Below are 26,389 nucleotides of genomic sequence, written 5' to 3'. Positions count from 1 at the left end.
CCCCTCAAGCCTTGACTACCTGAACACGATTGGTGTGCTGTGGATTTCCCTTTGATATTGGGGAAGGATGATATTTTGTTAGTGTGTTAATACAGCCTCCAATATCTACAACATGGCCAGATGGACCGACTTTTCCACTCGCATCTGGTTTATACCAAGCACCTTGCCCTAAAGCACATACTCCAGGAGTGACTCTGGGCGTGAGTTTTATCGGCATTTCAATTGTTCCTCTACCGTTATAAACATGAACCATATCACCATCAGATAATCCTCGAGCAGAGGCATCTTTGGGGTTCATCCATACCGCATCTTCGACCGCTTCGCGAAGCCACGGCACGTTATGATAGCTTGAGTGCGTTCTGCCTTTAGTGTGGTAGCCACATAATTGCAATGGGTATCCTGCATCAATAGCTTGTTGATCTTGATAGCCATCCCAAGTCACAACATATTGCGGTAATGGGGTAATTTCATCTCCAGTAGGCAGAGACCACGTTGCCGCTTTTCGTGCCAGTGATAATGAGAAAATCTCAAATTTTCCTGATATTGTTGGTCTTGGATTCGCAATGGGATCTTGAATATAGGATTGGAATGCGATAACTGGTGAAGACATATATTTACGGAAAACCCCCACTTTCTGGGCTTCTTGATATGTATCAGGCATATCGACATCGGCATTCATCGACTTAGTTTCTTGATAAAGCTTTTCACACCATTGTTCACCGGTAAGCCCTTCAGTGTATGCAGCACCATTACCCATAGCGTTAGCAATACCAGCACAGATTTCATACATAGATTGCGATTCGCCTAACGGCTTCAGTGAGGTACTCATAAAGGTTGCATAGGCCATTTGACCAGATGCATATGAATCGTTTGCATAATCTACTGATTCTAGCCAAGTGCTATCTGGCAGTAAGTAATCGGCAAATTTAGCTGACGATGTCATCCAGCAATCACTGACAATAATCAGTTCACACTTACTGTCATCTTGTAAGATTTGAGCGGTGCCATTACTGTCTGAGTGTTGATTCAGTAAAGCGTTACCCGCGCAGTTGATAATAGCCTTAATATTGGTACCCAGTTTAGCTGGATTGTTATCAACCCGCTCTTGGCTACCGCTAGATTTAAAGCGAACGCCATCTGACGTTCCGCTAAAGTCTTCACCGCGCACAACGGCATCAGACCATGTGAAAACAGGGATGGTAACATCTACTGGATTGCTACCTGCTTGCATACCTGCAACACCAAAGCTATAGCTTGAAGGCATTGCACCACTATTGACACCAGCACGACCTATTTTTCCGGTCATAATGGCTAACGTGTAAACGGCTCTAGTGGCTTGGTCGCCATTGGCATGTCGACTAATACCTGCACCTGCAGAAATATAGGGGGCTTCAGCGGCCATCATAGCTGTAGCTAACTGTTCAATTTTATACGCTGGGACTCCGCATACCACTGCAGCCCAATCTGGCGTTTTAGCGCCATCTTGCTCAAATATGCCTTGGCCCATAATGTAATCATGGTAATTTTGGTCTGGGTCGATAAATTCAGCATGTGAAGCAATGAACGGATCGGCGTTTAGCGTAACAGACGCCTTAGTATTGACTAGCGATGCTTTGTCATAACCCACAGCATATTTATCTAAAAATGGTTTCGCGTTTTGGTCAACCCAGCCACTATTAATCATTTGATAAATAACCGCTTCAATTAACGCGGCATCAGTACCAGGGCGGATCGCAAGCCACTCATCTTCATTGCCACGCATTGAATCTGTGTATCTTGGTTCTACCATCCAGACTTTAATATTCTTTTTATTATTTTCTAGAGACTTAACAAAATCATAGCCTTCACCGCTACCACTCATGCGTGTTTCGTTTGGATTAAAACCAAAGCCAACAAATAAATCAGAGTTAACGATTTCGCTTAATGAGCTGCCGCCAATGCTATCCCATTGATCGCCATAAGTAGCCATACACGCTGGATACACACCGGCCCATGAATAATCCCAATGATGGTCTAGAAAACCGCCATTTAAATTCAGTAATCGACCCCAGGTGGCGGTATTCGATGAGAAACCATAATAAGCGCCTGTACCGTAATGCATATAAATGGATTCAGGGCCGTAGTTATCTTTAATGGCTTGTAATTTTGAGCCTATTTCTGAATAAGCTTGTTCCCAACTGATAGGGACAAATTTTGCCTCGCCTCGTTTACCCACACGTTTCATTGGTGAACGTAGTCGGTCAGTTGCATAGGTTCTTTGACGAAGTGAACGACCACGTGGACATGCTCGAGCCTGATGGTTTACACCATATTCATCGGTTGTTTCATGGTCAGTTTCAATTCGAGTGATAACCCCGTCTTTACTGAATACTTTAATAGGGCAATTTGAACCACAGTTTACCAAGCATGCAGACCAGTTAAGTTGTTCAAGCGAACTTTCTGGTACTCCAGGCGGTATTACATTGATTTCTTTCGCACTATCTTCACACCCAGTGATAGTTGCTGCAGCGCCAATTGCTGCACTCATTTTTAAGAAATTTCTACGTTCCATTTCTATATCCTCGCGTAGTATTTACGATACGTTTAATGCAATTTGTAGCTAAATGACAACATCACTTGGTGTGCGTTATAGTCATGGTTTATATCTTGAAGTGTTATTAGTCCGGGTATACTGGCGATCTCAACAGATGCAGCATCGGTGTCGTAATAACGCTCGTATCGATAACTTAGTTTAAGTGCCATTTGTGGATTTAATGCATAATCAGCATATACACTGGCACTGTGGTTATAACTGTAATAATCACCATATGGGAGACTATTATCTACATTCACATTGGTATTACTCGTTGAATTAGCAAATAGATAATCCATACCTATTGTTAATTTATCTTGCATTAACCCTCTATAATTAAATCCAGCACCAACGTTAATAAATTCATCTTCTACATCTGTATACCAATATGAATTACTGACTTGACTGCCTGCTTGAGACGAATTAATCCATTGCTGACCGATAAAACCATAAGTATCAACATTTTTACTAATCTGAATACTTATATTGGCGTCATAGCCATAATCTTCTGAATCTAATAATCCAACTTCGGTATGTTTATATTCATCTTTGGCATATCGAGATGTCACATCAACACTCATCCAATCATTAGGTGTATGGGATAATTTTAATTCATAAGCATTACGAGTTCGGTCAGCTAAATAATATTTTCTGAGTAATGCATTTTCTTCGGATGCGGTTAAAATATCTGATTCAAATTTTGAACCATCTCTATTAGCATACTCAGATTTTAAATTGATATTGAACATTTCAAACTTACGTATGTTTAATTTCACCCATAATGTGTCATCTTGAGTTTGTTCACGTTCACTATAATTACGAGTAATTTCTTTACTGTCATAACCTGCCTGTAAACGATAACCGCTGGCGATTCTGTAACTCGCATTCACACCATAATTGTTACGTTCATAATCTAAAGGCGTATTTTGTCTAAACGCACCGGTTAAACTATTGAAGTTGTATTGGGCAAATTCTGCAGTCGAACTCTTATTATCACGCTTGTTATAATCGATTTTCCCACCCAAGCGAAGTCGATTACTTAGCATGGATGTCACCGCAAACCGGCCATCGATAGTATCGACTTGACCGTCCCAGCTTTGCAGTGGATTACCACTCATTTGAATTAAATTTTCATCTTGGATCATTCGTCCAGTCGCAACACGTCCGCTCATCACGGTCTGATCAATGCGATAATTGCCAGAAAGTGATATTTGATGAGCTTGACTATCTGGAGCTGCAGCATAGACATCATTTAAATAAGGTAGGCTTAAGTCACTTATTTTATTATTGTAAATGCTCCCAGAATAACTCAGATCAGTGGTCCAGTTATCGCCATTAAGACCTATCCCCGCATCCCATTGCGAAGTAGTCGCGTTAACGGGTAAGCCGATATTGATAGGGCTAGGCGTCACGATACTGCTTGAACGGTGGCCGGTTTTATCTTCTTGGTTGTAACTGACAAAACTATTGTATTCGTCATTTTTATAGACAACCCCTACCCCCAGCTTCTCTCTTTCTAGTGCTAAGTTAAACGTATTCACATCAGCACTTGGGGTTAGCATGCCGTCGTTATGCCAAAGCTGACTATTCACATCGCCTGCTTTAATGGTTTTTATTGAAGCGTAATCTAAGACCAACTCATATAAACCTGAATCGCCGATTTGTAAACTGGCAAAGCTATTATCGAAACCCAACTGATGTGCGATTAATTGAGCTTGATATCCAGATTTATTTTGAAACAGAATATCACTGCTCACTGAACCAATAGCGCCATCCTCTGAAGTACCGAGTGCGTTACCTGCATGTATATCATCAATGTCGTTATAGCCAAGAGCAACATCTAGCTTGCCGCTATAAGCTGAATTTTCAACACAACGGTTACATTCATAGTTGCTACTATTTACATTATTGGTGTTGGCATTGTTCACACCAAAATTCGCTGCGAAACTGGGTCCAGATATCGCCACTAATATCGATACAGTAATAAGATTGATTTTGAATGACATAATCTTGCTCTCCATTAGCGTTGCAGCAAGCTGCCTGAGGGATGATTTGAACCATGAATTTGACTATGGCAATTCAGGCAACTTTTACCGCCACCAAAAGCATCAATACCTGACTCAGCGACGACTCGACTAGCATGTCCATCATTAGCATGACATTGCTGACATAATTGCGGTGCACGATGCTTGACTAAGGATTCATTAACACTGCCGTGAGGGTTATGACAGGTAACGCAATTTTCAGTTACTGGCGCATGTTCCCATAAGAAAGGACCGCGTTTTTCAGCATGACAGCTATAACAAGTATCATTTACTGTGGGTTTAACTAACGCATTCTCACTCATTGAGCCATGAGGTGAATGGCAATCAACACATGTCATGCTGTTCCACTTCAAGGGATGTGAAGAGCGCTTATTCATATCGCCTTTTTGGCTGGTATGACAGCTGACACAGGTGTCATTGATAGTCAGTTTATCCATAACAGGATCTTTTGCCGCATGGATCTTATGGCAATCTACACAGGCAACTTCTTCAAGATTATGAGTACTATTATGCCAACTCATCTGCTGTGCATCGTTATGGCAACCTTCACATACGCTGTTTTGAGAACTTGCCGGCAGCTTACTTTGAGGACCAAAAGCAATCATGGGCTCCTTACCACCTCGGTTATGCTGGCCTTGAGGGCCATGACATGCTTCGCATTGCAAACCTGCCATTGGGGAATCCTCGGAAATAACTTTTCCATGGGTGCCCTTAAATAAGTCCATCACCTGTTCATTTTTTTTATGACACATAAGGCAGGAGTCTGCCCCTTTAGAAGAATATTTCCCTTCATCAAACTTTTGTTGTAGCTGTATTTCTAATTGTTCTGTGGTTAAATCGTCCCAAGGTAACGCATGAGAACTTTGCATTACGAATAATCCGCAACCTATGAGTATGGCTAGTTGATAGATAGATCTCATTTTTAAATACCTCCCAAAATCTGAAATTTTTACTTTCATTTTATTACCTGTAAAATAATTACTTCTTTAAATTAAGTTTTTATATTTATTATATAAAATAAAATCATAAACTTATTTTATTACATCACTATCGAAGCCAAACAATGTCAACCAGTCGGGGGACTCTACTTAATATTTTGTTAGCACCTTCAAATTCCTTGAGCTAATTTAACCAAATCATCCACCCAAAAACCTTTATACAGGTATAAACAATTGTAAATAACATGTGATTAACTTAACAAAAAATAAAACTAATGGTATTTGTTAATTATTAGCTGTGTTAATCACAACTTAGAAAAACATGTGATTAGCACCACACAATATTAATATGTATAGAATTTAAACTTGTTCTATGCGGTTTGGGTTTATACTGGTACATATGTGATTAGTAATTTATGTAATGATAATTAAACATTAAGGTGTATTTATATGGCTCGCGTTATGTCCTTAAGCCCTGAAATGAAAGGCAAATCTACTATATTCTTTCCTGACATAGTTAAACCCGACATAATGAGTTTCATTAAAGAAAATGGTGAACTAATAACCTTAAGCAAAGGTGAGTTAATCCCAAAAAGCATCCTACTTAACAATTTTATCTATTTAAATACAGGCTTGATATTTTATATAAAACGAACAAACAACTATACCAAACCTAAATTTGTAAATGTCATTATCCCACATAGATTGACTGATTATCATTTACTATTAGAGAATAATTGTACTTGCTGTAAAAGCATTAAGGTCGCAAGAGACAGTCAGATAACGATTGTTGAAAAATCGTTGATAAAAAACCTAATAAAAGAAGATATTGAGCTTTTTACTCGTTTTATGTTTGATGCAAACTATTTTACTGAAAGACAAACTGCACTGGCTATTTTCTTATTAACCTCTTCACCAGAAGATAAACTCATTAAGTTTCTTTTTGATATTCTCGTTGCTTTTAAAACAGAATTTATATCAATGTGGCTTACCATTGATATAAAACTAACCCGAGAAGAGATTGCAGATATATTACATATTAGCATCATAAAGTTGGACTTAATGTTAGGAAGCTTAAAGAAGCAAGGCATGTTAAAAAAAGAAAAAGGACTATTTAGTATTAATACAGCATTATTTAGTGAACTTTCGCCATGCCCTTTAGGAAGAGAAGACGCGCAAGGATGTAAGTCTAATAACATGCTAAAGTTCAAAATGAAAAACATGATTGAAATCAATAATGTCTAGTGAAACTTTTACACGAGAACATCTATTAGAAATACGATAATAAATTCAATGGAATAACAATGAAACAATCAATAGTTCACATTGCTTTAGTCGTGAGAGATTATGATGAAGCTATCGATTTTTATGTCAATAAATTGAAATTTGAGTTAATCGAAGATACCTATCAAGCAGAACAGGACAAACGTTGGGTAGTTGTTTCCCCTCCAGGTTCAAGCGGAGTGTCGTTACTGTTAGCACGGGCATCGAAGCCGGAGCAGAATGATGTTATCGGTAACCAAACTGGCGGACGTGTTTTTCTTTTTTTGAACACCGATGATTTTTGGCGAGACTATCACCGCATGGTAGCAGACGGGATAAAGTTCGTTAGGCCGCCACAAGAACAAGATTATGGCACGGTGGCAGTATTTGAAGATCTCTATGGCAATCTTTGGGACTTACTGCAGTTAAATGATGATCATCCAATATCAATCAAAACCTCGTAAAAAGCATTAATTGGTGTATTACATTGGCTATTGTTTAGCCAGCTTTTAAGGCCGCACAATGGCATTAACAAGCTTTTGTGTAGCACTAATACTAATGTTGAAATATGTATCGTTAACATATTACAAGACCTGCACTCAATCACCACTATTTATACATGTTAACTAAACTGCTGCACATTCAGCGCTAATGTCCTTTGAGTCGTCGACTCAATGCACTTTGACTGATCCCAAGCACCTGCGCAGCGGCAGTTTGATTGTTGGCTGTGCGGCTCATCGCTTCATCCATTAAGGCTTGATTCATCTGCGCGAGTGTTGGCAACACCTTAGGGAAGATGATGAGATCTTGAGGGCCTTCAGTCAATAATTTGTGTTCATTAATCGCTTCCATAAAAGCAGAAGTGTTAAGCGCGATACCATCACTTCTACTTACCGCATCGAATACCATCCCTTTTAGCTCATGTAGATTACCGGGAAAGTCATAACCGGCTAAGCTAGGCGCCAAGTCTGCGGGTTGGATCGGTGCGGGTAAATTCATTTCTGCTGCCGCTAGGGCGATGAAATGATTGATCAACATAGCGATATCGAGTTGCCGGGCCGCTAATGGCGGTAATTTAATTTTATGGGCGCGTAAACGGTAGAGTAGATCGCTCCTAAACTCACCCGCTTGGTGAAGTTTACGTAAATCATCTTGAGTTGAGACCACAAACTTACATTTTACTGGGTAGGCTGTGTCGCTTCCTAAGGGGTAATATTGTTTGGTCTCTAAAAACTCTAATAGTCTAACTTGTGCGTTTAGCGGCAGGGCTCCTATCTCGTTAAGATAGATCACCCCGCTACCGACTTGATGCAGTAAGCCTACAACCGCGTCTAATTCACCATTACTGTGATGATACAGTTGACCACACATTTTCTGCTCGAAGAACTCGCTACTAATGCCCGCGAGGTTGAGACTGATGAACGGTTCGTTAGGGCTATAAAGTGTATGGCAAGATTTGGCAAATTCGCTTTTACCTGTGCCGCTAGCGCCATACATTAATAAGGGCTCAGGACTGCATGAGACGGCTTCGAGATAGCGGAACTGATCCAGTAGCTGTGGCTCGCAAGTTAAAATATTATTGAACGCTTGCGGGGTGTCTAAAGTACGACTTAAAAATTTCTCTTTGATATAGAGGTAGTTTCTTTCCAGCCCGACGACTTCCAGTGCTCGGCGCACTGTATGCCCGAGGTCATCGACATTGTCGGTTTTAATAAAGTAGTCATAGGCGCCTTTTTTAATGCAACGTACTGCGGTGTCGACTTCGTTAACACCCGTCACAATAATGACTCGGGTGTTGGGGAAATCACTACGGATCATCGCTAATAACTCTTCGCCAGAGTGAAATGGCATGGTGAGATCGAGTAACACTAGCGCATAGTCGCCAACTTGTAATCTATTCTTCACTTGGCGACTATCAACGCAGCTGTCAATATCAGCTTCAGGAACCAGACGATTAAGGGTGACCGCTAACGTTCTTAACCAAGCGGCTTCATCGTCGACTAAAAGAATATTTCTGGCTAGTTTCATTTTCTAATCCTGTGATTCCAATGCAAAGGTTAGGCGAATTCGGGTGCCTTTACCTACACTCGACAGCATCTGCATTTCGCCTTGATGCTCTTTTATAATTTTGCTGCAGACCGATAATCCTAGCCCACTGCCCCCTTCGTTTCGCCTGGTGGTGAAAAAGGGCTCTGTTATACGCGTTAATGTGGCGCTATCCATCCCGCAGCCATTGTCGGTGATACTCAAAATAGCCTTATCACCTTCAACATGGGTCTCTATCACTATTGATCCCGATTGCTCAGAACAGGCATGACAAGCATTTTGAATGAGGTTAATTAATACTTGATGTAACTGCTGAGCATCACCCTCAATTTTGGGGCTTGGTTCACACAGCGTGGGAGTGATCTGATGGAATTTAGTTTGACTCGCGGTTAGGCGAAGTGCCACTTGCACCACATCATTTAGGCAAACTTGGGTATATTCATTGGCAATATGAGGCATGGCATAACGTTTAAGATCATTAACGATACGGCTGATACGTTTGGCGCCCTCTTCAATAGAGCCACAACTATACTGTAATTCTTCTATAGCAATGTCTGGGTTTAGCCCTGCAATAAGCCAGAAGGGGTTTTGTTTCTGATAATGCCTAGCTGCTGGTGTTAAGTCTTTCATTGCAGAAGTAAATAGTGCTACTGCATGTACGATAAGACCCGTTGGATTATTGATTTCGTGAGCAATACCGGCAGACAGTTCTCCTAGTGAGGCTAGGCGGCTGGCTTCTTCATTGGCTTGTCGCAGGTGATGCTGCTCGGTTGATTCTTCAAGCAGGATCACCACCTGATCTGCGGCAATAGGATGAATTTGTAATTGCCAACACTGCTGCTGATACCGCATATCGGCAGTAAACGACTTTTGGGTCGATAACACGTCTAATACTGCGCCTTTAAGCTTAAAAACATCGTTGTCGACATAGTAAAACTCATCTGAATCTAACAGGTGAATATTGTTATCGTTACTCCATAAATGCTGGAGGTCCTGGTTTACTATGGTCACGCCATTGGGGATCCCATCGAGAACAGACTGAAACTGTTTCGACAGTTCAAATATCTCAGCTTCAATGCGCCGGCGTTGAATTAATTCGGCATCGAGCGCCTTAGTGTGGCGGCGCAAACTGGCACTAATAAACCCGGTGTATACCATGCCTACTGCACAGACAAGCGCGACCAACATCGCGACTGAAAGCATTCGCTGTTCATTAGAGGTTAAATCCACTTTCTCTCGCCCAATACCAAACCATTTATTGACTAGTTTGTCGTATTCACCTGATAGTTTTAGTTGCCTAAGCGCCTCGTTGATTTTGTACATTAATAATGTTTTCTTAACATTACCAACAAAATTAAAGTCACCGTAGATCAGTGCATCACTTGAACTGCGAACCGATGGATACAAAGGGAGTAAACGCCGCGCAACAAAGCTTTCAGCAATAACCACGTCGACTTGGTTGCTAATCAGTTGTTGAAAGCCTGTCTCATAGAGATCGACATCCACGCGTTCGAAATTTTGCGGATAGCCTGACAGGTATACATCGACAAAAGCCCCTATTTTGATGGCAACACGCTTACCAACGAGATCAGCCCAATTGTTTATTAACGCCTTGCCCTGCAAGGTATAGGCTCTAGCATGGGTGGCATAGATAGGATCGGATTGGCTTAACTTGCGGTCCAAATTGACTGGGCTAACCACAGCAATCACATCGATATCACTGTTAGGATTATGAACATCTTTTACTAATTGCTGAAAACTTTTACGCCGAACGATGATGCGCTTATTAGTGAGCTGACCGATTCGATTCATCAACTCGACATTAAAGCCTTGATCGACACCATTTTTACGCCATTCTAATGGCGCCGTTTTTGAGTGTACCCCAAAGACAATGCTTTCTTGAGCGAGCACAGGTAAGGAGAGGATGATAAGTAATAGCAATAAAAATCTCATGTTGCGATGATACACACCACCCGCAGCTTAAACTGTGCAGCATTACGCGAATTAGCAGATCGTTAAGTAGCTTTTTCGATGATATTTAGAGACTGTGATCTATCTCTACATAGGCTATGCAAAATCGCATATACCCCTTTATAACTATGCATCTTTGCATAGTTAATTTTTTTGCTTGTGATTGAGGAAACATTTCTGACCCCCCTGTTGATTATCTTATTGCTGGCCTTAGTGTCATAGGTGAAGATTAAATCGAGTAAAAGTAATCGCCGATAAAATCGAGATGAGTTTTGCCGATACTTTTGAAAGTGAACACCACTTCAACCTTAATAAAATAATGAGAGTACTTCTATAGTTAATCGACTAAGCGTCATTAAATGTAGAGGGGGGAGCAAAAATGAAAAAGATGAAACTTGCAGTCTGTCTAGCCACATTAATGGGCACAGCAGGTCTAATGGGCAATGCAGTTGCGGCTGATGACTTAGCCGAATTCCACGCTCAAAACCAAGAATGTGACAGCTGCCATACACCAGATGGTGAACTATCAAACGACAGCTTAACTTATGAAAATGCCCAATGTGTTTCTTGTCATGGAACACTAGCAGAAGTGGCTGAAACCACTAAGCATGAACATTACAATGCTCATGACTCGCATTTTCCTGGCGATGTATCATGTACCACATGTCACAGCGCTCACGAAAAATCTATGGTGTACTGCGACTCGTGCCACAGCTTCGATTTCAACATGCCATATGCTAAAAAATGGCAACGTGACGAACCGACTATTGCAGAATTGGCCAAAGATAAATCAGAACGTCAAGCAGCCCTTGCTAGCGCACCTCAAGATACCGTTGACGTCATTGTTGTCGGTTCTGGCGGCGCAGGCTTCTCTGCGGCAATCTCTGCATATGATAATGACGCTAAAGTCATTATTATTGAGAAAGAGCCGGTTATCGGTGGTAACGCTAAATTGGCCGCAGGTGGCATGAACGCTGCTTGGACTGATCAACAAAAAGCGAAAGACATTACTGATAGCCCTGAATTAATGTACAAAGACACCATGAAAGGTGGCCGTAACCTAAACGATCCTGCATTGGTTAAAATCTTAACCTCGCACTCTAAAGACTCTGTTAATTGGATGACCGCAATGGGCGCCGATTTAAATGATGTCGGTCGTATGGGCGGCGCATCTGCTAACCGTGCACACCGTCCAACTGGTGGTGCTGGTGTTGGTGCTCATATTGTTCAAGTGCTTTATGATAATGCCGTGAAACGCAATATCGACATACGCATGAACACTCGTGGTATCGAAATCCTTAAAGATGACAGTGGTAATGTCAAAGGTATCCTCGTTAAGGGTATGTACAAAGGCTACTACTGGGTGAAAGCGGATGCTGTAGTATTAGCAACCGGTGGTTTCGCTAAAAATAACGAACGTGTCGCTAAGCTTGATCCTAAGCTAAAAGGCTTTATCTCTACTAACCAACCTGGTGCGGTAGGTGATGGTCTTGATGTTGCCGAAAATGCGGGCGCAGCATTGAAAGACATGCAGTATATCCAAGCTCACCCAACCCTATCTGTTAAAGGTGGCGTAATGGTCACTGAAGCGGTTCGTGGTAATGGTGCTATTTTGGTTAACCGTGAAGGTAAGCGTTTCGTAAACGAAATCACTACACGTGATAAAGCGTCTGCGGCTATCTTGGGGCAAACCGGCAAATCAGCGTTTTTAATCTTCGAAGATTCTGTTCGTAAATCACTGTCTAAAATTGATAAGTATATTGGTTTAGGTGTTGCACCTTCTGCGGATACTTTAGTTAAGTTAGGCAAGATGGAAGGCATTGACGGTAAAGCGTTGACTGAAACCGTTGCGCGTTACAACAGCTTAGTCGCTAGCGGTAAAGACACTGATTTTGAGCGTCCAAACTTACCTCGTGCACTAAACGAAGGTAACTACTACGCGATCGAAGTAACACCTGGTGTTCACCACACCATGGGTGGTGTGATGATCGATACTAAAGCAGAAGTCATGGATGCTAAGAAGCAAGTTATTCCTGGCCTATATGGCGCTGGTGAAGTAACCGGTGGTGTTCATGGTGCAAACCGCTTAGGTGGTAACGCCATTTCAGACATCGTCACCTTTGGTCGTTTAGCGGGTGAAGAAGCAGCGAAATATTCTAAGAAGAACTAATCGATTTAGAATTAACTGACTCGCTAGTATCAGTAAGCCACAGTTCATTGCTGTGGCTTTTTTTATAGGCGAATTTTTACATAAATGCACTTATCTCCATCGTACTCTCAGTGAGTTGATTGATTTAAGATGCGTATTTAACGATTGATATCAGTTCCCCGCAAATCATTACTCATCCCGCTCATTAACCGAAGCGCGGTATAGGTCTATTATTTCATGGTGAGGAATGTGTATGTTTGTTATGTAGAGGGAAATGTATGAGTAATCAATCCTGTAAGTAGATTAAACATAAAGCTCACCGAACTTGAATGCCTCAAGGATTCTATTTGGGATATTTTTAACCGATGGAATACTGATGATATCGAACTGACTAAAATGAGCAAAACAACAACTAACACGTTCATGCCCGTGCGACCTGAGGTCGTATGAAGCGCTGTTCACCGCGATAAGAGTGAACCATCTGTATCACCAGATGCCCCTAAGACTCTGAATAAAGCAGCGAGTCTGACAATGTAACGATATTCGGCTTTTGCCGAATGGGAACAGAATCGTGAGAGGATGTTCTTCCTGATAACCACAAATCGGGTAAGTGCTAGGGTGTCAGTATGATGAACGTAAGTGAATCCATGTAAGGTGCGTTATACGAGAAACAGCGGAAGTGGTTTATACGCTGTGGCCAAAATGGCAATGAGAGTTGGAAAGAAATTGTCCAGTATTCTTTCGTGATCGATACGCTCTCCGCACTATAGTGGGCATCTAACCTGACGTTGCGTGACATACGGAACAGGGTAAGCCTGTATTGCTCCCTTTGGGAAAGTGGTCTGCGAAGACTGCCGATAGTAATGCAGGTAAAGGAGGCTAGAAAAAGCAAATGCCGCATTGTAATGATATGGATACAGGTTGTTATCTGGCGCGAAAGCGAGCTGACTTCTAGCTGGTCTCCCGTTGCAAGATGATTTGAAGAACTTTATTCAAGGAGAAACGCAAATGATGGCTTCAAACGAAGTTAGTGCCTCTTCTGACAGCACTCAATGGCAATCCATTAACTGGAAGGCTGTTAAGCAACATGTATTAAAGCTTCAAATGCGCATTGCAAAAGCAACCCGAGAAGGTAAACACGGTAAGTCGAAAGCATTGCAGTGGATACTCACCCACTCTACATCAGCAAAATTGCTTGCTGTTAAAAGAGTTTCTCAAAATAAAGGCAGCAAAACACCAGGAATTGACGGCATCATTTGGAACACTGATGCTCGTTGTATGACTGCGGTGAATCAACTGAGTCGAAAAGGCTATCATGCCAAACCGCTCAGGCGTATCTACATCCCCAAGAAAAACGGCAAACTCAGACCTTTAGGCATACCCTGCATGATAGATAGAGCGCAGCAAGCGCTTCATCTTCTCGCTTTGGAGCCTATTTCGGAAACGGTAGCCGACCTCAATAGCTATGGCTTTCGACCTAATCGAAGCGCAGCAGATGCAATTGCACAGTGCTTCAAATGTTTATGTATGAAGCGCTCTAGCCAATGGGTTCTTGAGGGTGACATCAAAGCCTGTTTCGATAAGATTGGTCATCAATGGCTTATCGACAACATTCAATTAGATAAACGAATGCTGAAACAATGGCTTGGATGTGGTTATATTGATAAAGGATTGTTCTATAAAACAGCTGAAGGAACACCACAAGGTGGGATAATCTCCCCAACGCTGATGTTGCTCACGCTGGCTGGGTTAGAACAGTTGGTTAAGTCTATTGCCTGTAAAACAGGGAATAGAGTCAACTTTATCGGATACGCAGACGATTTTGTCATCACAGGTTCTTCGCAAGAAGTCCTAGTTAATGAAATCAAGCCGCAACTCATTGGCTTTCTACAGGAAAGGGGCTTAACACTCTCTGATGAGAAAACACACATTACTCATATCAATGATGGTTTTGACTTTCTGGGATTCAATATCAGGAAGTACAAAGGCAAACTGCTCATTAAACCGAGCAAGAGCAACGTTCTATTATTTTTGAGCAATCTACGTGAATTCATCAGAAAACATCCCACAATACCTGTTAATGATTTAATCAAAATATTGAATCCGAAACTGAGAGGATGGGCGAACTATTATCGCCACAGTGTTGCAAAGCAAGTTTTCGGTTATGTAGGCCATCAACTTTTCTGGCTTTTATGGCGATGGGCGGTAAGGCGTCATCCGTCTAAAAGTAAAGACTGGGTGAGGCGTAAATATTATTTGGATGGTAAGGGACAGTGGCAATTTCATGGTTGGCAGAAAATAGCGAACATGGATTGTCGGTTTAACCTTGTCCAAATAGCTCAAACGCTAATACAAAGACATGTGAAAATCAGGAGTGCAGCGACACCTTACGACCCCGAATATGCAGCTTACTTAGGTACGCGCAAGCGGGCAAAGGAAGGTAGAAACTCATGGTTCGAACCCGTCTTGGCTGCGATATAGGGTGCTGGGTAACAGAACACGCCTTAGCGGAGGCTTGAGCCGTATGCAGTGAAAGTTGCACGTACGGTTCTTAGGAGGGCGGCACTTGGTAACAGGTGTCGCCTATCCGACGTGCGACCTGAGGTCGTATGAAGCGCTGTTCACCGCGATAAGAGTGAACCATCTGTATCACCAGATGCCCCTAAGACTCTGAATAAAGCAGCGAGTCTGACAATGTAACGAAATTCGGTTTTATACCGAATGGGAACAAAATCGTGAGAGGACGTTCCTCCTGATAACCACAATCGGGTAAGTGCTAGGGTGTCAGTACGATGAACATAAGTGAATCCATATAAGGTGCGTTATACGTGAATCAGCGGAAGTGGTTAATACGCTGTGGCCAAAAAGGCACGAGAGTTGGAAAGAGATTGGGCAGTGCTCTTTCGTGATCAAATAACTCTCCGCACTAGAGTGGGCATCTAACCTGACGTTGCGCGACATACGGAACAGGGTAAGCCTGTATCACTCCCTTTGGGGAAAGTGACCTGTGAAGGCTACCGATAGTAATGCAGGTAAAGGAGGCTAGAAAAAGCGAATGCCGCATTGTAATAATGCGGATACTGATTTTATCTGGCGCGAAAGCGAGCTGACTTCTAGCTGGTCTCCCGTTGCAAGATGATTTGAAGAACTTTATTCAAGGATAAACGCAAATGATGGCTTCAAACGAAGTTAGTGCATCTCCTGACAATGCTCAATGGCAATCCATTAACTGGAGAGTGGTTAAGCAACATGTATTAAAGCTTCAAATGCGCATTGCAAAAGCAACCCGAGAAGGTAAACACGGCAAGGCGAAAGCGTTGCAGTGGATACTCACCCACTCTACATCAGCAAAATTGCTTGCTGTTAAAAGAGTTTCTCAAAATAAAGGCAGCAAAACACCAGGAATTGACGGCATCATTTGGAACAGTGATGCTCGTTGTATGACTGCGGTCAATCAACTGAGTCGAAAAGGCTATCATGCCAAACCGCTCAGGCGTATCTACATCCCCAAGAAAAACGGCAAACTCAGACCTTTAGGCATTCCCTGCATGATAGACAGAGCGCAGCAAGCGCTTCATCTTCTCGCTTTGGAGCCTATTTCGGAAACGGTAGCCGACCTTAATAGCTATGGCTTTCGACCTAATCGAAGCGCAGCAGATGCAATTGCACAGTGCTTCAAATGTTTATGTATGAAGCGCTCTAGCCAATGGGTTCTTGAGGGTGACATCAAAGCCTGTTTCGATAAGATTGGTCATCAATGGCTTATCGACAACATTCAATTAGATAAACGAATGCTGAAACAATGGCTTGGATGTGGTTATATTGATAAAGGATTGTTCTATAAAACAGCTGAAGGAACACCACAAGGTGGGATCATATCGCCTACGCTTATGTTGCTCACGCTGGCTGGGTTAGAACAGTTGGTTAAGTCTATTGCCCGTAAAACAGGGAATAGAGTCAACTTTATCGGATACGCAGACGATTTTGTCATCACAGGTTCTTCGCAAGAAGTCCTAGTTAATGAAATCAAGCCGCAACTCATTGGCTTTCTACAGGAAAGGGGCTTAACACTCTCTGATGAGAAAACACACATTACTCATATCAATGATGGTTTTGACTTTCTGGGATTCAATATCAGGAAGTACAACGGCAAACTGCTCATTAAACCGAGCAAGAGCAACGTTCTGTCATTTCTGAGCAACTTACGTGAATTCATCAGAAAACATCCAACAATACCCGTTAACGATTTAATCAAAATACTGAATCCGAAACTGAGGGGGTGGGCGAACTATTATCGCCATTGTGTTGCTAAGCAAGTTTTCGGTTATGTAGGCCATCAACTTTTCTGGTTGTTATGGCGTTGGGCAGTTAGGCGTCATCCGTCTAAAAGTAAAGACTGGGTGAGGCGTAAATATTATTTGGATGGTAAGGGACAGTGGCAATTTCATGGTTGGCAGAAAATAGCGAACATGGATTGTCGGTTTAACCTTGTCCAAATAGCTCAAACGCTAATACAAAGACATGTGAAAATCAGGAGTGCAGCGACACCTTACGACCCCGAATATGCAGCTTACTTAGGTACGCGCAAGCGGGCAAAGGAAGGTAGAAACTCATGGTTCGAACCCGTCTTGGCTGCGATATAGGGTGCTGGGTAACAGAACACGCCTTAGCGGAGGCTTGAGCCGTATGCAGTGAAAGTTGCACGTACGGTTCTTAGGAGGGCGGCACTTGGTAACAGGTGTCGCCTATCCGACCAAAGTGAGTGACGCGCTATTGCCAGTGACATCATTATATCTAATGATAAACACCGAATCAGTGACTGATTGATTTATAGCATATTGGCCAAAATAACTTGACCATTACAGACTGTTTAATTTGAATATTGACTAAGGGAAACAGAGGCAATGAACAGAGGGGGTAAAATACCTGTCCGAGGCTGGTCTATCTTATGGATAGCATGGTTAGCCTTTATGGTCGCTAATTTAACAAACTTTGCCTTTGGTGTGATCTTACCTGATATGAGATCTGATATTGGCTTTGATCTGCAGACCGCGGGGTATCTGAGTGCAATAGCCTGGATTGGTAAGGGACTTTTAACCATTCCAATTACTTGCCTGATCAGTAAAGGAAAACCGAAGATAGTTTTGCTTAGCATTTTTGTTCTTCTCGGCATTGGTATGTTTCTGCAAGGTTTTGCAACAAACACATTTATGCTGTTTGTTGGTCGACTGCTTGTGATGGGGGTAACGGCAGGAATTGTTTCTGTGTTGGTGGTGTTTAAGATCCAGTGGATCCCAACAGAAAAAATGGGTGCAGTGAACGGCATAGAAATGTTTACCGGTCCTGCAGGACAGCTTCTGGGAACTGCCGCATTTCCGATGTTTTTGGCTATGATGGCAGGCTGGCGTGAAGTCATGGTAGCTATGGGGGTCTTTGCTTTTTTGCTGGCGTTCGTTTGGATGTTTGTGGCGAAAGAGTGCAATCAACCTTGGCAATCAACCCATTATGAAAAAGTGCCTATACTCCAGCCTCTGAAAGAGGCATTGGCTTATAAAAATACCTGGCTTCTGGCTTTGGCCTGGCCTGCAACGTCGTTAACGTGGATTGCAATATACACATTCTGGGCCACCTACGCGGTTGAAAATATTGGATTATCAACCGCGGAAGCGGGCATGATCCTTGGTTTTATACCTATTGGCTCTGCTATTGCTTGCTTAGTTTCACCTGTAATTGCGCAAACATTGGGCTATGACAAGCCACTTATTGTTGCTTCCGGCGTAGTATTGCCTTTCTCGTACTATGGCTTGATGTTGTCCGACAATATTACAGTACTGTCCTTAGTCTCTTTTGTCACTGGGTATGCCGCATACAACTTTGTTCCTCTAGCGTTAACGACACTTTATAAGACAGGCATGTCTCCTCGCGCGGTATCAATGGGGACTGGGTTTATCTTTTCATTGAGTGGTTTAGGAGGTGCTGTTGGCGGCGCTCTGACAGGCTGGCTGGGCTCTCTATATGGTCTCAAGACCGCCTTGTCGTTGACATGTTTCGCTCCAATTCTATTTGCTCTCTTTGCTTTATTCTTAACTGAAACAGGCTGGAAAGCAGGCGAAAAAAATAAATCACTGGAACAAAATCTCTGCCAATAAAAAATAAAAACCAACCATTTAGACATTAAAAGATATGGCGTTCTAATGCCCATTAATCCAAATTAAATGTTAACCATGATATCTATGGTTAACTAAATTTGACCACGATTTTAGGCGATAAGCGAAGCAGAATGCTTGCGCCGAGGACTTACGGCAATGCAAATCCTAAGTTACACTTTCTGGTTAGCTTCTTTGTTTCGAGAGTGAACGTCGATCCATCCCTTTTTCAGTAAAGACCATCCAGCAGGCTTAAGCTTTAGAGTTTTACCATACTTACCGTAATGTGAATTATAAGATTTTGAGTATGAGATCTAATGCACTTTTGTCCATAAATGCCTTAGCATTAAAGTATATTCTATGCACAATACAATGTCAGAATGGGGACTCTATTTCATTTTATCTTTATGTTAAACCCCATTAATCAAACCTACAAAAAAGGAGCATTTTCATGCTCCCTTCCCGAGTAACAATCTACCGTTTAAATCATCTTGAGAATCGCTGACTAAATTCTTGAATGCGTTTCGCGTTGACACCCGCATCGCCAATACCAATCCGTGACACGCTGCGTAAATCAATACGACTGCCCTGCTCTAGTGCAGACACAACGATGACTACATCATCTGCAAAATTGAAAAAAGGTGTTGTTGCCGTACTTTCAAAGCGCAGTGCTTTTGGGTCTTGAGCGACAATAGTCCAGCCCATGGTTTTAGCGACAGTTAATGCCTTTTGATAAGCTGCTTCAACCGATAAGTCTGATGCTATAGGCCCAATAGTGGGGAAAGCTTTTAGTTGCTGCGCGGCAATCTCTTCTCCACCATAAACCAAACTATTTCTTGCTCCAATGCGGCTGTCAGTTAAAAATTCAAACTGCGGCGGTGATTGAGTATTGGTAGTAATATCGTGAATGGGTGGATATTTCACCGGCTCGATAACCAACGCCATAATGCGCGGTGACAATATAGCTAAACCCAGTAATAACGCTATTGTCGAGGTTAATATGCCTTTGACCTTAGCGCGACTGTTTTGCTTAGCACTACTTTTAGCACTAAAGCTGGTGACTAATGCCAGCACCGAAAAAACCACTACCACATAACCCAACAGGTTATTGTAATTACGGCTGGCCATAAAGCCGACGATGGGTTCCCACAATCCCATTGACGATCCAAACACCATTAAAGCCGCTATCGCCACTGCGACCAATGCAACCACTAACGCGACCTTGCCTAAATTATCTTTTTGCATCACACCTATCCTTTAGAAGACTCTAGTTGAGCTAACTTAATCCAACTTATATTGACCTGAAATTATCGATATAAATTTCTAACAAAACATAAAAAATAATTTTGCCAAATAATCTGGCTGACTTTGTAGCTCTTTTACGATTAATACGCAGCGTTAGGATCAAGCTCTAAGCGCTGCATGGTGCGAATTAAATTACTTCTATCCAGCTTTAAACACCTAGCAACGGCGGCTAAATTACCTCGTTCGGCCGCTAATACTGTCTGGATCACTTGCCGCTGGTACTCATCGGTTGAATCACGTAATCCTAGGGTTAACACCTGTGATAACTCGATAGTTGAATGATTATCGCTGATGTTATCAACCTCGGCTATCGCTGGTGCGACAGAATGACTCGGGGAAAACTCGGAACCGAGATGAACACGACTGATACTAATAATGCTGGCATGACGACCTTGCTCGCTAGTGGCACGAAGCGCCGCACGGCTTAGTACGTGTTCTAACTCGCGCACATTGCCGGGCCAATGATATTGGGTTAACTGATCTATCGCGGTTTGTTGCAGCCTGAGTTTAGTCACCCCAAGCTGATGTTGATTTTTCTCTAGAAAATAGCCCGCCAGTAAAATAACGTCTTTACCGCGATCGCGTAATGGTGGCACTGGCAAAGGATACACACTCAAGCGATGGTATAAGTCAGCCCTAAAGCGGCCTTCTTTAACTTCTAGCTGCAAATTACGATTGGTTGCCGCCACAATCCTGACATCAACAACAATGGTATCGTCACTGCCGACGCGCTGGATCTCACCATTTTGTAAAGTACGCAGTAATTTAGCTTGTACCGCTAGTGGCAACTCACCCACTTCATCTAAAAATAACGTACCACCATCTGCCAGTTCAAAACGGCCACGACGATCACTTACTGCCCCAGAATATGCGCCTTTTACATGGCCAAAGAGTTCACTTTCGACGATGTTTTCAGGCAATGCAGCACAGTTAATTTGCACTAGCGGTTGCTCACTTCGACGTGATTGCTGATGAATGCTTTTGGCAACCAGCTCTTTACCCACACCGGTTTCACCAGTAATTAATACCGATAGGTCACTGCCGGCAACGGTATTTATCTCTGACAATAAATCCCGGACCGCGACACTGTTACCAATAATACTCGACGGTCCCGTGGTCGCTAGCATGTATTGCGCCACTTGATGGTTGCGCTCAACTTTAACTTCTAACGCTTCAATATGTTCACTGGTATTAATCGCAGCGGCCACTGCGGCAATATAAGCACGGGTTTCTGTTGGGTTAAGCGTATCAAAGCTACCCGCTTGCATCGCATCTAAGGTCAGCACGCCCCAAGGTTTACCATCGATGTAAATAGTGCTGCCCATGCAGTCATGGACATGCAATTGTTCACTGTCATCATCGACTAAACCGTCGTAGGGATCGGGCAGTGTCGACTCAGCATCAAAGCGGGTAATGTGTGGATTAGCTAAAATTTGCTGTAAGCGTGGATGATGACTAATGGCAAATTGCCGCGCAAGTGCCTCTTGTTTAAGGCCTACGACCGCAACAGGCACCAAATGATCGTGTTTAAGCTTCAACAAGGCCACCACATCACATGGTATCGCGCGTTGAATCGCCAAAATCAGGCGCAAGTAACGTTCAGATTTTACAAGATCACGATTTAAGTCTTCTACAATGTCTATAAAGGGAGCAATATTCATAATAAGTCAAATTAACCCAATTTAGGTTAATTTGACACATATATTGATCTAGGTCAAATTAACCCTTAACAAAATTACACCTTATAAATCAGGTGGATAAATATTGGCGTGTTCTGTGCAGTGTCTGGATAGACAAGGTAATTGATTGAAGCTTATCGCTATTTTACTCCCTAAAGGAAATCATTAATGTTAGACACTGCAACTGTTCAAATCATTAAAGCCACCGTTCCGGCTCTGCAAATTTACGCTAATGACATCACTAGCCATTTTTACCCATTACTGTTTGCCCAGTATCCAGAAGTATTGCCATTTTTCAATAAAACGAACCAAGGCAAAGGCACTCAGCCTAAAGCACTGGCAAATGCGGTTATTGCTTATGGCGCCAATATTGATGAATTGGGAAACCTAAGCGAAGCGGTCAGTAAAATCGTTCAAAAGCATGTTGCATTAGGCATTTTACCTGAACAATATGACGCTGTTGGCAGTTGTTTATTACAAGCCATTAAAGCCGTACTCGGTGATGCTGCGACAGATGAAGTGATGGACGCTTGGGCCAAAGCTTATGGCCAATTAGCCAACATTTTGATTGCCGCAGAAGAGTCAATTTATACAGCTAAAGAGCAACAGCCAGGTGGTTGGCGTGGCGAGCGAGAGTTTATTTTAGTCAAACGCGTGGATGAAAGCTCAGTAATCAGCTCATTTTACTTTCAACCACAAGATGACAACGGCATTCCAAGCTTTGAAGCGGGACAATTCCTGACGCTGGTATTTGATGATATCGGCGGAATACCGATGCGTCGTAACTACAGCTTGTCTGACGCGGCCGGTAAAGATCACTTAAGAATTAGTGTCAAACTTGAACCCAATGGTGTGGTATCAAATCACTTACATGACAAGATTCAGTTAGGCGATAAAGTGAAGTTACGTGCACCCAGTGGCGATTTCACCTTACGTAAAAACACCAAACCGTTAATTTTATTGACTGGCGGTGTGGGCATTACTCCTGCGATCAGTATGCTCAATACTGAAGCCGGTTCAGGCCGTGATATTCGCTTTATTCATGCGGCCCTTAATAGCGATGTGCACGCCTTTAAACAACATGTTGACCAACTGGCCTCTGTCCATGAACATATCAAGCCGCTGTATGTTTACAGTCAACCAGAACCTCATTGCCAACCTCATGCGACTGGGTTTATTGATGCCTCAATGATTGCAGAGCAGCTACCCGCAGACCGCGATGTAGAATTCTATCTGCTTGGCCCTACTGGTTTTATGAAAGCAGCATTGGCCATCGCCACCAGCTTAGGTGTACCAGAAAGCCAAATTCATTATGAATTCTTCGGCCCAGCTGAAGCGTTAACCGCTTAAGAGCCCAACAAATATAACAGAGTATAAGAAAGTATAAGAAAGCCCTGACTATTCAGTCAGGGCTTTTTAGTAATCTTTAGAATTGATCTTATCTAGTCCCAAAACGGTTATGATGACATACCGAACATATAGATTATCAAGTAATGCCAATGGTCAAAAAATATAGGAGGCACGAGTAAATCCTCCTATATCTTTAATATGCTTATCGAGATCTTCCCCTAACTCACTTATTGGACCAATGTGTGTTTGAGGTATTGATTAACTCAGCTTACTTGGTATTGGTTTAGCTTGACTCAAACCATAGCGTCATTGTTACTAATTGCCTGCAACATGTGAGCTACAGGACGTAGTAAATGTCGCGATCATAGGGATGTGAAAGAGTGACCTTAGTGCAGATGATTAAGCGCGGCGCCAGCTCTTGATTTTACAATCCGCATCCATGTGGGCTTAATCAAAACATCCCTGTTTTGGATACTCGCTGACTCATCTACACCGGTAATTTAACTCTCTTCGATTTAGCCGCATGGTTGTCTGTAGATGAAAGCTAAATAGGAAAATCTCAAATCTAATTAGCTGACTTACTTTTGGACAAAAATGAGCTAGAACTTCAGTCTTTTCTAGTAGATATTTTGATTAAAAAATGATGATTTCAACCATAGTCTCTTGTTAGGTTTAATGCGTCTGAGTTGAAACAAACTTAGCACCATTAAAAAATAGCTTTTTATTTATTATTTGATTAGTTTTAATATCTTGAAACGATAAAGCTAAACTAAACCTTTCTGTAGGATTAGGTGTTTTTAAATTGAATGCAAGTAAATATTCAACCCAGCCTGGCTTCATACATTTTTCTTCTTGGTTTCTCTGTCTATCTTTAACTACATGAATAGTATTTGGCTCTAAAGTGATCCAGTCGGTGTAATGGTAATTACAAGACGGTTTGGGATCTCGCCATTTAACCAACTGAACTCCGACATCATTATTTAATACAGATTTAAAAGGGATGAACTTTATTGTATTTAGCTCACCTTTTACACTAATGCTAACTTGAAAAGGAGTTTCGCCTACAGAGCCTGAATTTGAACCTTGTTGATCTATAGGAATAAAAAATAATTCAAAATGCCCATTCGTTTTGACATAGTTATAAGGCCATACCATGATTTCGAATTCATCAAACTCTAAAGTATTTGAAACAGCTTTATCATAATTTGTATAGGTTTTATTGGGATCAAATTTTGACTCTTCTGTTAAACCCGCAACACTACCTACGTGGTAACTTACATTTGCGCAGCTTGAAAGAAAAATAGTGCTTAATGTGAATATGAGAAGTTTAACAAATTCCATTTTAAACCTAACGTTTTAGTATTTATGCGTTGCGCCGTTTGTATGGCACAAATCGTTTGTTGGACTTGGCCGATGCCGAGTCCAGGTTAATTGGTACGCTTTATGCTATAGGAATTTGCTTTTTTTGATGCTAGCTCTGGGCTGTAGAGCAGTTTCGAACTGCTTATATTGCGTGATTTGTATGTATTCCATTGAAATTCCTTTGTCGTTGTGGTGTTCCATCACATCTTTTTTAAGTCTAGCTGATTCAATATGAGTAATACAGTCAATTGAAGCTTGATTTGGCTCCGCGCAGCGGCTTAGTTAAACTCCAAAATAACAGGCAAATGGTGCTTGGCTAAAATTTTGGAACGTAGTGACAAAAGCCAAGCAGTATTTGACCTTATTTATTTTCTTGTATGGATAATAAACCCACCTAATTACACATAATTCCCAGTTTCGGGTAATGTGAGACCCAGGCTTTAGCTGCAACTAAAGCTTTCATTTGTCGTAGTTCGATTGAATGACGGATCCTCTATTGAGAGACCGATAACAAGAAAGAACGCGACAAACGACTCCAAGCAAAATACTCGAATAGTCTACTGGGTCTCGAACCCGCATTTGCAAGCAAGAGTTAGCTTATTATGAAAACAAAAACTAATCAAAACATTAACGTCGGTGTCGATACTGGCAAGTACCAACTCGACATTTATATTCGACCACTCGATATCTATTTTACCGTGTCTAACGATGATAAAGGCATCAAAGAAGCCGTGAGACTCATAAAAAAACACAACCCTGAACGTATTGTTATAGAAGCGACTGGGAGGCTTGAAATGCCCTTTATCATCGCTTGTGCTAATGCCAATTTACCCTTCGTTATCGCTAATCCTGTACACATAAAACGCTTTGCTGGTGCAATTGGCCAACGAGCTAAAACCGATAAGCTAGATGCACAACTTATCGCTCATTACAGTGAGGCCATCAAACCTCGTCTATCAACGCTAAAACCCGATATCATGCAGGCTATGAGCGATTTGGTCGGAAGACGAAATCAACTACTGGTCATGCAAACTATGGAGAAGAATAGACTTCAAATTCTTCCGAAAGAACTTGCGATGACCATCAAACCTATCCTGACGGTGTTTAAAAATCAGATTGCAAAAATTGAAACTAAAATCGTCAATCTCATCGAGTCAAACCCTGACTATCAAGCTAAAAACCTCATCCTGCAAAGCATGAAAGGGATAGGTAAAATTGCCGCAGCGTCAATCATCAGCAATCTACCGGAATTAGGCTATATCAATAACAAAGAAGCCAGTTCGTTAGTCGGTGTAGCACCAATGAATAAAGAAAGTGGACGCTTCAAAGGCCACCGAAAAATCCAAGGAGGACGACATCAAGTTAGAACCGTTTTATACATGGCCATGATGTCAGCGATACAGTCTAACCCCGTTTTTAAAGGGACTTATCAGCGATTAGTGGCTGCAGGAAAACCAAAGAAAGTGGCTATTATTGCCTGCATCAGGAAGATGGTTGTGATCTTAAATTCGATGCTAAGAGATGGTGTTTTATGGGAAGCGCCAAAAGCATAAAATTAACTAT

The 26,389-nt window shown here is 42.0% G+C and carries 16 protein-coding genes; 8 read left to right on the top strand and 8 right to left on the bottom strand.

The features are described from left to right. Positions 1-4 precede the first annotated feature (4 nt). From EGC80_RS06745 to EGC80_RS06735, 3 genes are read right to left on the bottom strand one after another with little or no spacing between them, the layout of a single operon-like run. Positions 5-2,551, bottom strand: coding sequence for a DMSO/selenate family reductase complex A subunit (locus EGC80_RS06745; protein ID WP_101033870.1), 2,547 nt, complete (start codon positions 2,549-2,551; stop codon positions 5-7). 32 nt (positions 2,552-2,583) lie between these two features. Then, a complete protein-coding gene (locus EGC80_RS06740) occupies positions 2,584-4,578 on the bottom strand; it encodes an MtrB/PioB family decaheme-associated outer membrane protein (RefSeq protein ID WP_124012655.1) in 1,995 nt (664 codons plus the stop codon). A gap of 14 nt (positions 4,579-4,592) precedes the next feature. After that, entirely contained in the window at positions 4,593-5,486 is an 894-nt protein-coding gene (locus tag EGC80_RS06735) for a DmsE family decaheme c-type cytochrome (protein WP_269801262.1), read from the bottom strand. A gap of 519 nt (positions 5,487-6,005) precedes the next feature. Between EGC80_RS06735 and EGC80_RS06730 the strand changes: the two genes are divergently transcribed. Next, on the top strand, positions 6,006-6,800 hold the full coding sequence (locus tag EGC80_RS06730) for a Crp/Fnr family transcriptional regulator (RefSeq protein WP_124012656.1): 795 nt from the start codon (positions 6,006-6,008) through the stop codon (positions 6,798-6,800). A 59-nt stretch (positions 6,801-6,859) separates the two neighbouring features. Further along, complete coding sequence (locus tag EGC80_RS06725) at positions 6,860-7,282, top strand: VOC family protein (RefSeq protein WP_124012657.1); 423 nt, start codon at positions 6,860-6,862, stop codon at positions 7,280-7,282. Between the two features lie 184 nt (positions 7,283-7,466). On the opposite strand, the gene EGC80_RS06720 is transcribed toward EGC80_RS06725, so the two are convergent. Next, positions 7,467-8,846, bottom strand: a complete 1,380-nt coding sequence (locus EGC80_RS06720) for a sigma-54-dependent transcriptional regulator (protein ID WP_124012658.1) — start codon at positions 8,844-8,846, stop codon at positions 7,467-7,469. Between the two features lie 3 nt (positions 8,847-8,849). Then, positions 8,850-10,817 (bottom strand): ATP-binding protein, encoded by a 1,968-nt coding sequence (locus EGC80_RS06715; RefSeq protein ID WP_124012659.1) that lies wholly within the window; start codon positions 10,815-10,817, stop codon positions 8,850-8,852. Between the two features lie 397 nt (positions 10,818-11,214). On the opposite strand from EGC80_RS06715, the gene EGC80_RS06710 reads away from it, so the two are divergent. The 4 genes from EGC80_RS06710 to EGC80_RS06695 all read left to right on the top strand — a co-directional run bounded on the left by EGC80_RS06710 (position 11,215) and on the right by EGC80_RS06695 (position 19,133). Beyond that, positions 11,215-13,005 (top strand): flavocytochrome c, encoded by a 1,791-nt coding sequence (locus EGC80_RS06710; RefSeq protein ID WP_124012660.1) that lies wholly within the window; start codon positions 11,215-11,217, stop codon positions 13,003-13,005. Between the two features lie 987 nt (positions 13,006-13,992). Further along, positions 13,993-15,465 carry a group II intron reverse transcriptase/maturase gene (gene ltrA, locus EGC80_RS06705; protein ID WP_124693462.1) on the top strand — a complete coding sequence of 491 codons (1,473 nt, stop codon included), beginning with the start codon at positions 13,993-13,995 and terminating at the stop codon, positions 15,463-15,465. A gap of 689 nt (positions 15,466-16,154) precedes the next feature. Beyond that, positions 16,155-17,627: a group II intron reverse transcriptase/maturase gene (ltrA, locus tag EGC80_RS06700; protein WP_124012858.1), complete on the top strand. Its 1,473-nt coding sequence runs from the start codon at positions 16,155-16,157 to the stop codon at positions 17,625-17,627. A gap of 261 nt (positions 17,628-17,888) precedes the next feature. After that, positions 17,889-19,133, top strand: a complete 1,245-nt coding sequence (locus EGC80_RS06695) for an MFS transporter (protein ID WP_124014092.1) — start codon at positions 17,889-17,891, stop codon at positions 19,131-19,133. Between the two features lie 483 nt (positions 19,134-19,616). Here the strand turns inward: EGC80_RS06695 and EGC80_RS06690 are convergent, their stop codons facing one another. Both EGC80_RS06690 and norR read right to left on the bottom strand, forming a co-directional pair. Beyond that, on the bottom strand, positions 19,617-20,375 hold the full coding sequence (locus EGC80_RS06690; RefSeq protein WP_233768605.1) for a DUF1499 domain-containing protein: 759 nt from the start codon (positions 20,373-20,375) through the stop codon (positions 19,617-19,619). 140 nt (positions 20,376-20,515) lie between these two features. Next, positions 20,516-22,096, bottom strand: a complete 1,581-nt coding sequence (gene norR, locus EGC80_RS06685) for a nitric oxide reductase transcriptional regulator NorR (protein WP_124014090.1) — start codon at positions 22,094-22,096, stop codon at positions 20,516-20,518. Positions 22,097-22,282: 186 nt separating this feature from the next. On the opposite strand from norR, the gene hmpA reads away from it, so the two are divergent. Continuing rightward, positions 22,283-23,464 (top strand): NO-inducible flavohemoprotein, encoded by a 1,182-nt coding sequence (gene hmpA / locus EGC80_RS06680; protein WP_124014089.1) that lies wholly within the window; start codon positions 22,283-22,285, stop codon positions 23,462-23,464. Between the two features lie 672 nt (positions 23,465-24,136). Here hmpA and EGC80_RS06675 read toward each other — a convergent pair. Beyond that, positions 24,137-24,805, bottom strand: coding sequence for a hypothetical protein (locus tag EGC80_RS06675; RefSeq protein ID WP_124014088.1), 669 nt, complete (start codon positions 24,803-24,805; stop codon positions 24,137-24,139). 623 nt (positions 24,806-25,428) lie between these two features. On the opposite strand from EGC80_RS06675, the gene EGC80_RS06665 reads away from it, so the two are divergent. Beyond that, the gene (locus EGC80_RS06665) at positions 25,429-26,379 is read left to right on the top strand and encodes an IS110 family RNA-guided transposase (RefSeq protein ID WP_124012293.1); all 951 of its coding nucleotides are present in this window, start codon (positions 25,429-25,431) and stop codon (positions 26,377-26,379) included. The last annotated feature ends 10 nt before the right edge of the window (positions 26,380-26,389 follow it).

It is taken from the genome of Shewanella psychromarinicola (assembly GCF_003855155.1).
Classification (GTDB): domain Bacteria; phylum Pseudomonadota; class Gammaproteobacteria; order Enterobacterales; family Shewanellaceae; genus Shewanella; species Shewanella psychromarinicola.
This window is presented reverse-complemented; position numbering and strand designations above follow the sequence as displayed.

Excerpts from the sequence above, each read along its gene's own strand:
- EGC80_RS06710 (WP_124012660.1), top strand. The coding sequence starts at position 11,215 with ATGAAAAAGATGAAACTTGCAGTCTGTCTAGCCACATTAATGGGCACA.
- EGC80_RS06740 (WP_124012655.1), bottom strand. The coding sequence starts at position 4,578 with ATGTCATTCAAAATCAATCTTATTACTGTATCGATATTAGTGGCGATA.
- EGC80_RS06665 (WP_124012293.1), top strand. The coding sequence starts at position 25,429 with ATGAAAACAAAAACTAATCAAAACATTAACGTCGGTGTCGATACTGGC.
- EGC80_RS06695 (WP_124014092.1), top strand. The coding sequence starts at position 17,889 with ATGAACAGAGGGGGTAAAATACCTGTCCGAGGCTGGTCTATCTTATGG.
- EGC80_RS06725 (WP_124012657.1), top strand. The coding sequence starts at position 6,860 with ATGAAACAATCAATAGTTCACATTGCTTTAGTCGTGAGAGATTATGAT.
- hmpA (WP_124014089.1), top strand. The coding sequence starts at position 22,283 with ATGTTAGACACTGCAACTGTTCAAATCATTAAAGCCACCGTTCCGGCT.
- EGC80_RS06745 (WP_101033870.1), bottom strand. The coding sequence starts at position 2,551 with ATGGAACGTAGAAATTTCTTAAAAATGAGTGCAGCAATTGGCGCTGCA.
- ltrA (WP_124693462.1), top strand. The coding sequence starts at position 13,993 with ATGATGGCTTCAAACGAAGTTAGTGCCTCTTCTGACAGCACTCAATGG.
- ltrA (WP_124012858.1), top strand. The coding sequence starts at position 16,155 with ATGATGGCTTCAAACGAAGTTAGTGCATCTCCTGACAATGCTCAATGG.
- EGC80_RS06675 (WP_124014088.1), bottom strand. The coding sequence starts at position 24,805 with ATGGAATTTGTTAAACTTCTCATATTCACATTAAGCACTATTTTTCTT.
- norR (WP_124014090.1), bottom strand. The coding sequence starts at position 22,096 with ATGAATATTGCTCCCTTTATAGACATTGTAGAAGACTTAAATCGTGAT.
- EGC80_RS06715 (WP_124012659.1), bottom strand. The coding sequence starts at position 10,817 with ATGAGATTTTTATTGCTATTACTTATCATCCTCTCCTTACCTGTGCTC.
- EGC80_RS06730 (WP_124012656.1), top strand. The coding sequence starts at position 6,006 with ATGGCTCGCGTTATGTCCTTAAGCCCTGAAATGAAAGGCAAATCTACT.
- EGC80_RS06690 (WP_233768605.1), bottom strand. The coding sequence starts at position 20,375 with ATGCAAAAAGATAATTTAGGCAAGGTCGCGTTAGTGGTTGCATTGGTC.
- EGC80_RS06735 (WP_269801262.1), bottom strand. The coding sequence starts at position 5,486 with ATGCAAAGTTCTCATGCGTTACCTTGGGACGATTTAACCACAGAACAA.
- EGC80_RS06720 (WP_124012658.1), bottom strand. The coding sequence starts at position 8,846 with ATGAAACTAGCCAGAAATATTCTTTTAGTCGACGATGAAGCCGCTTGG.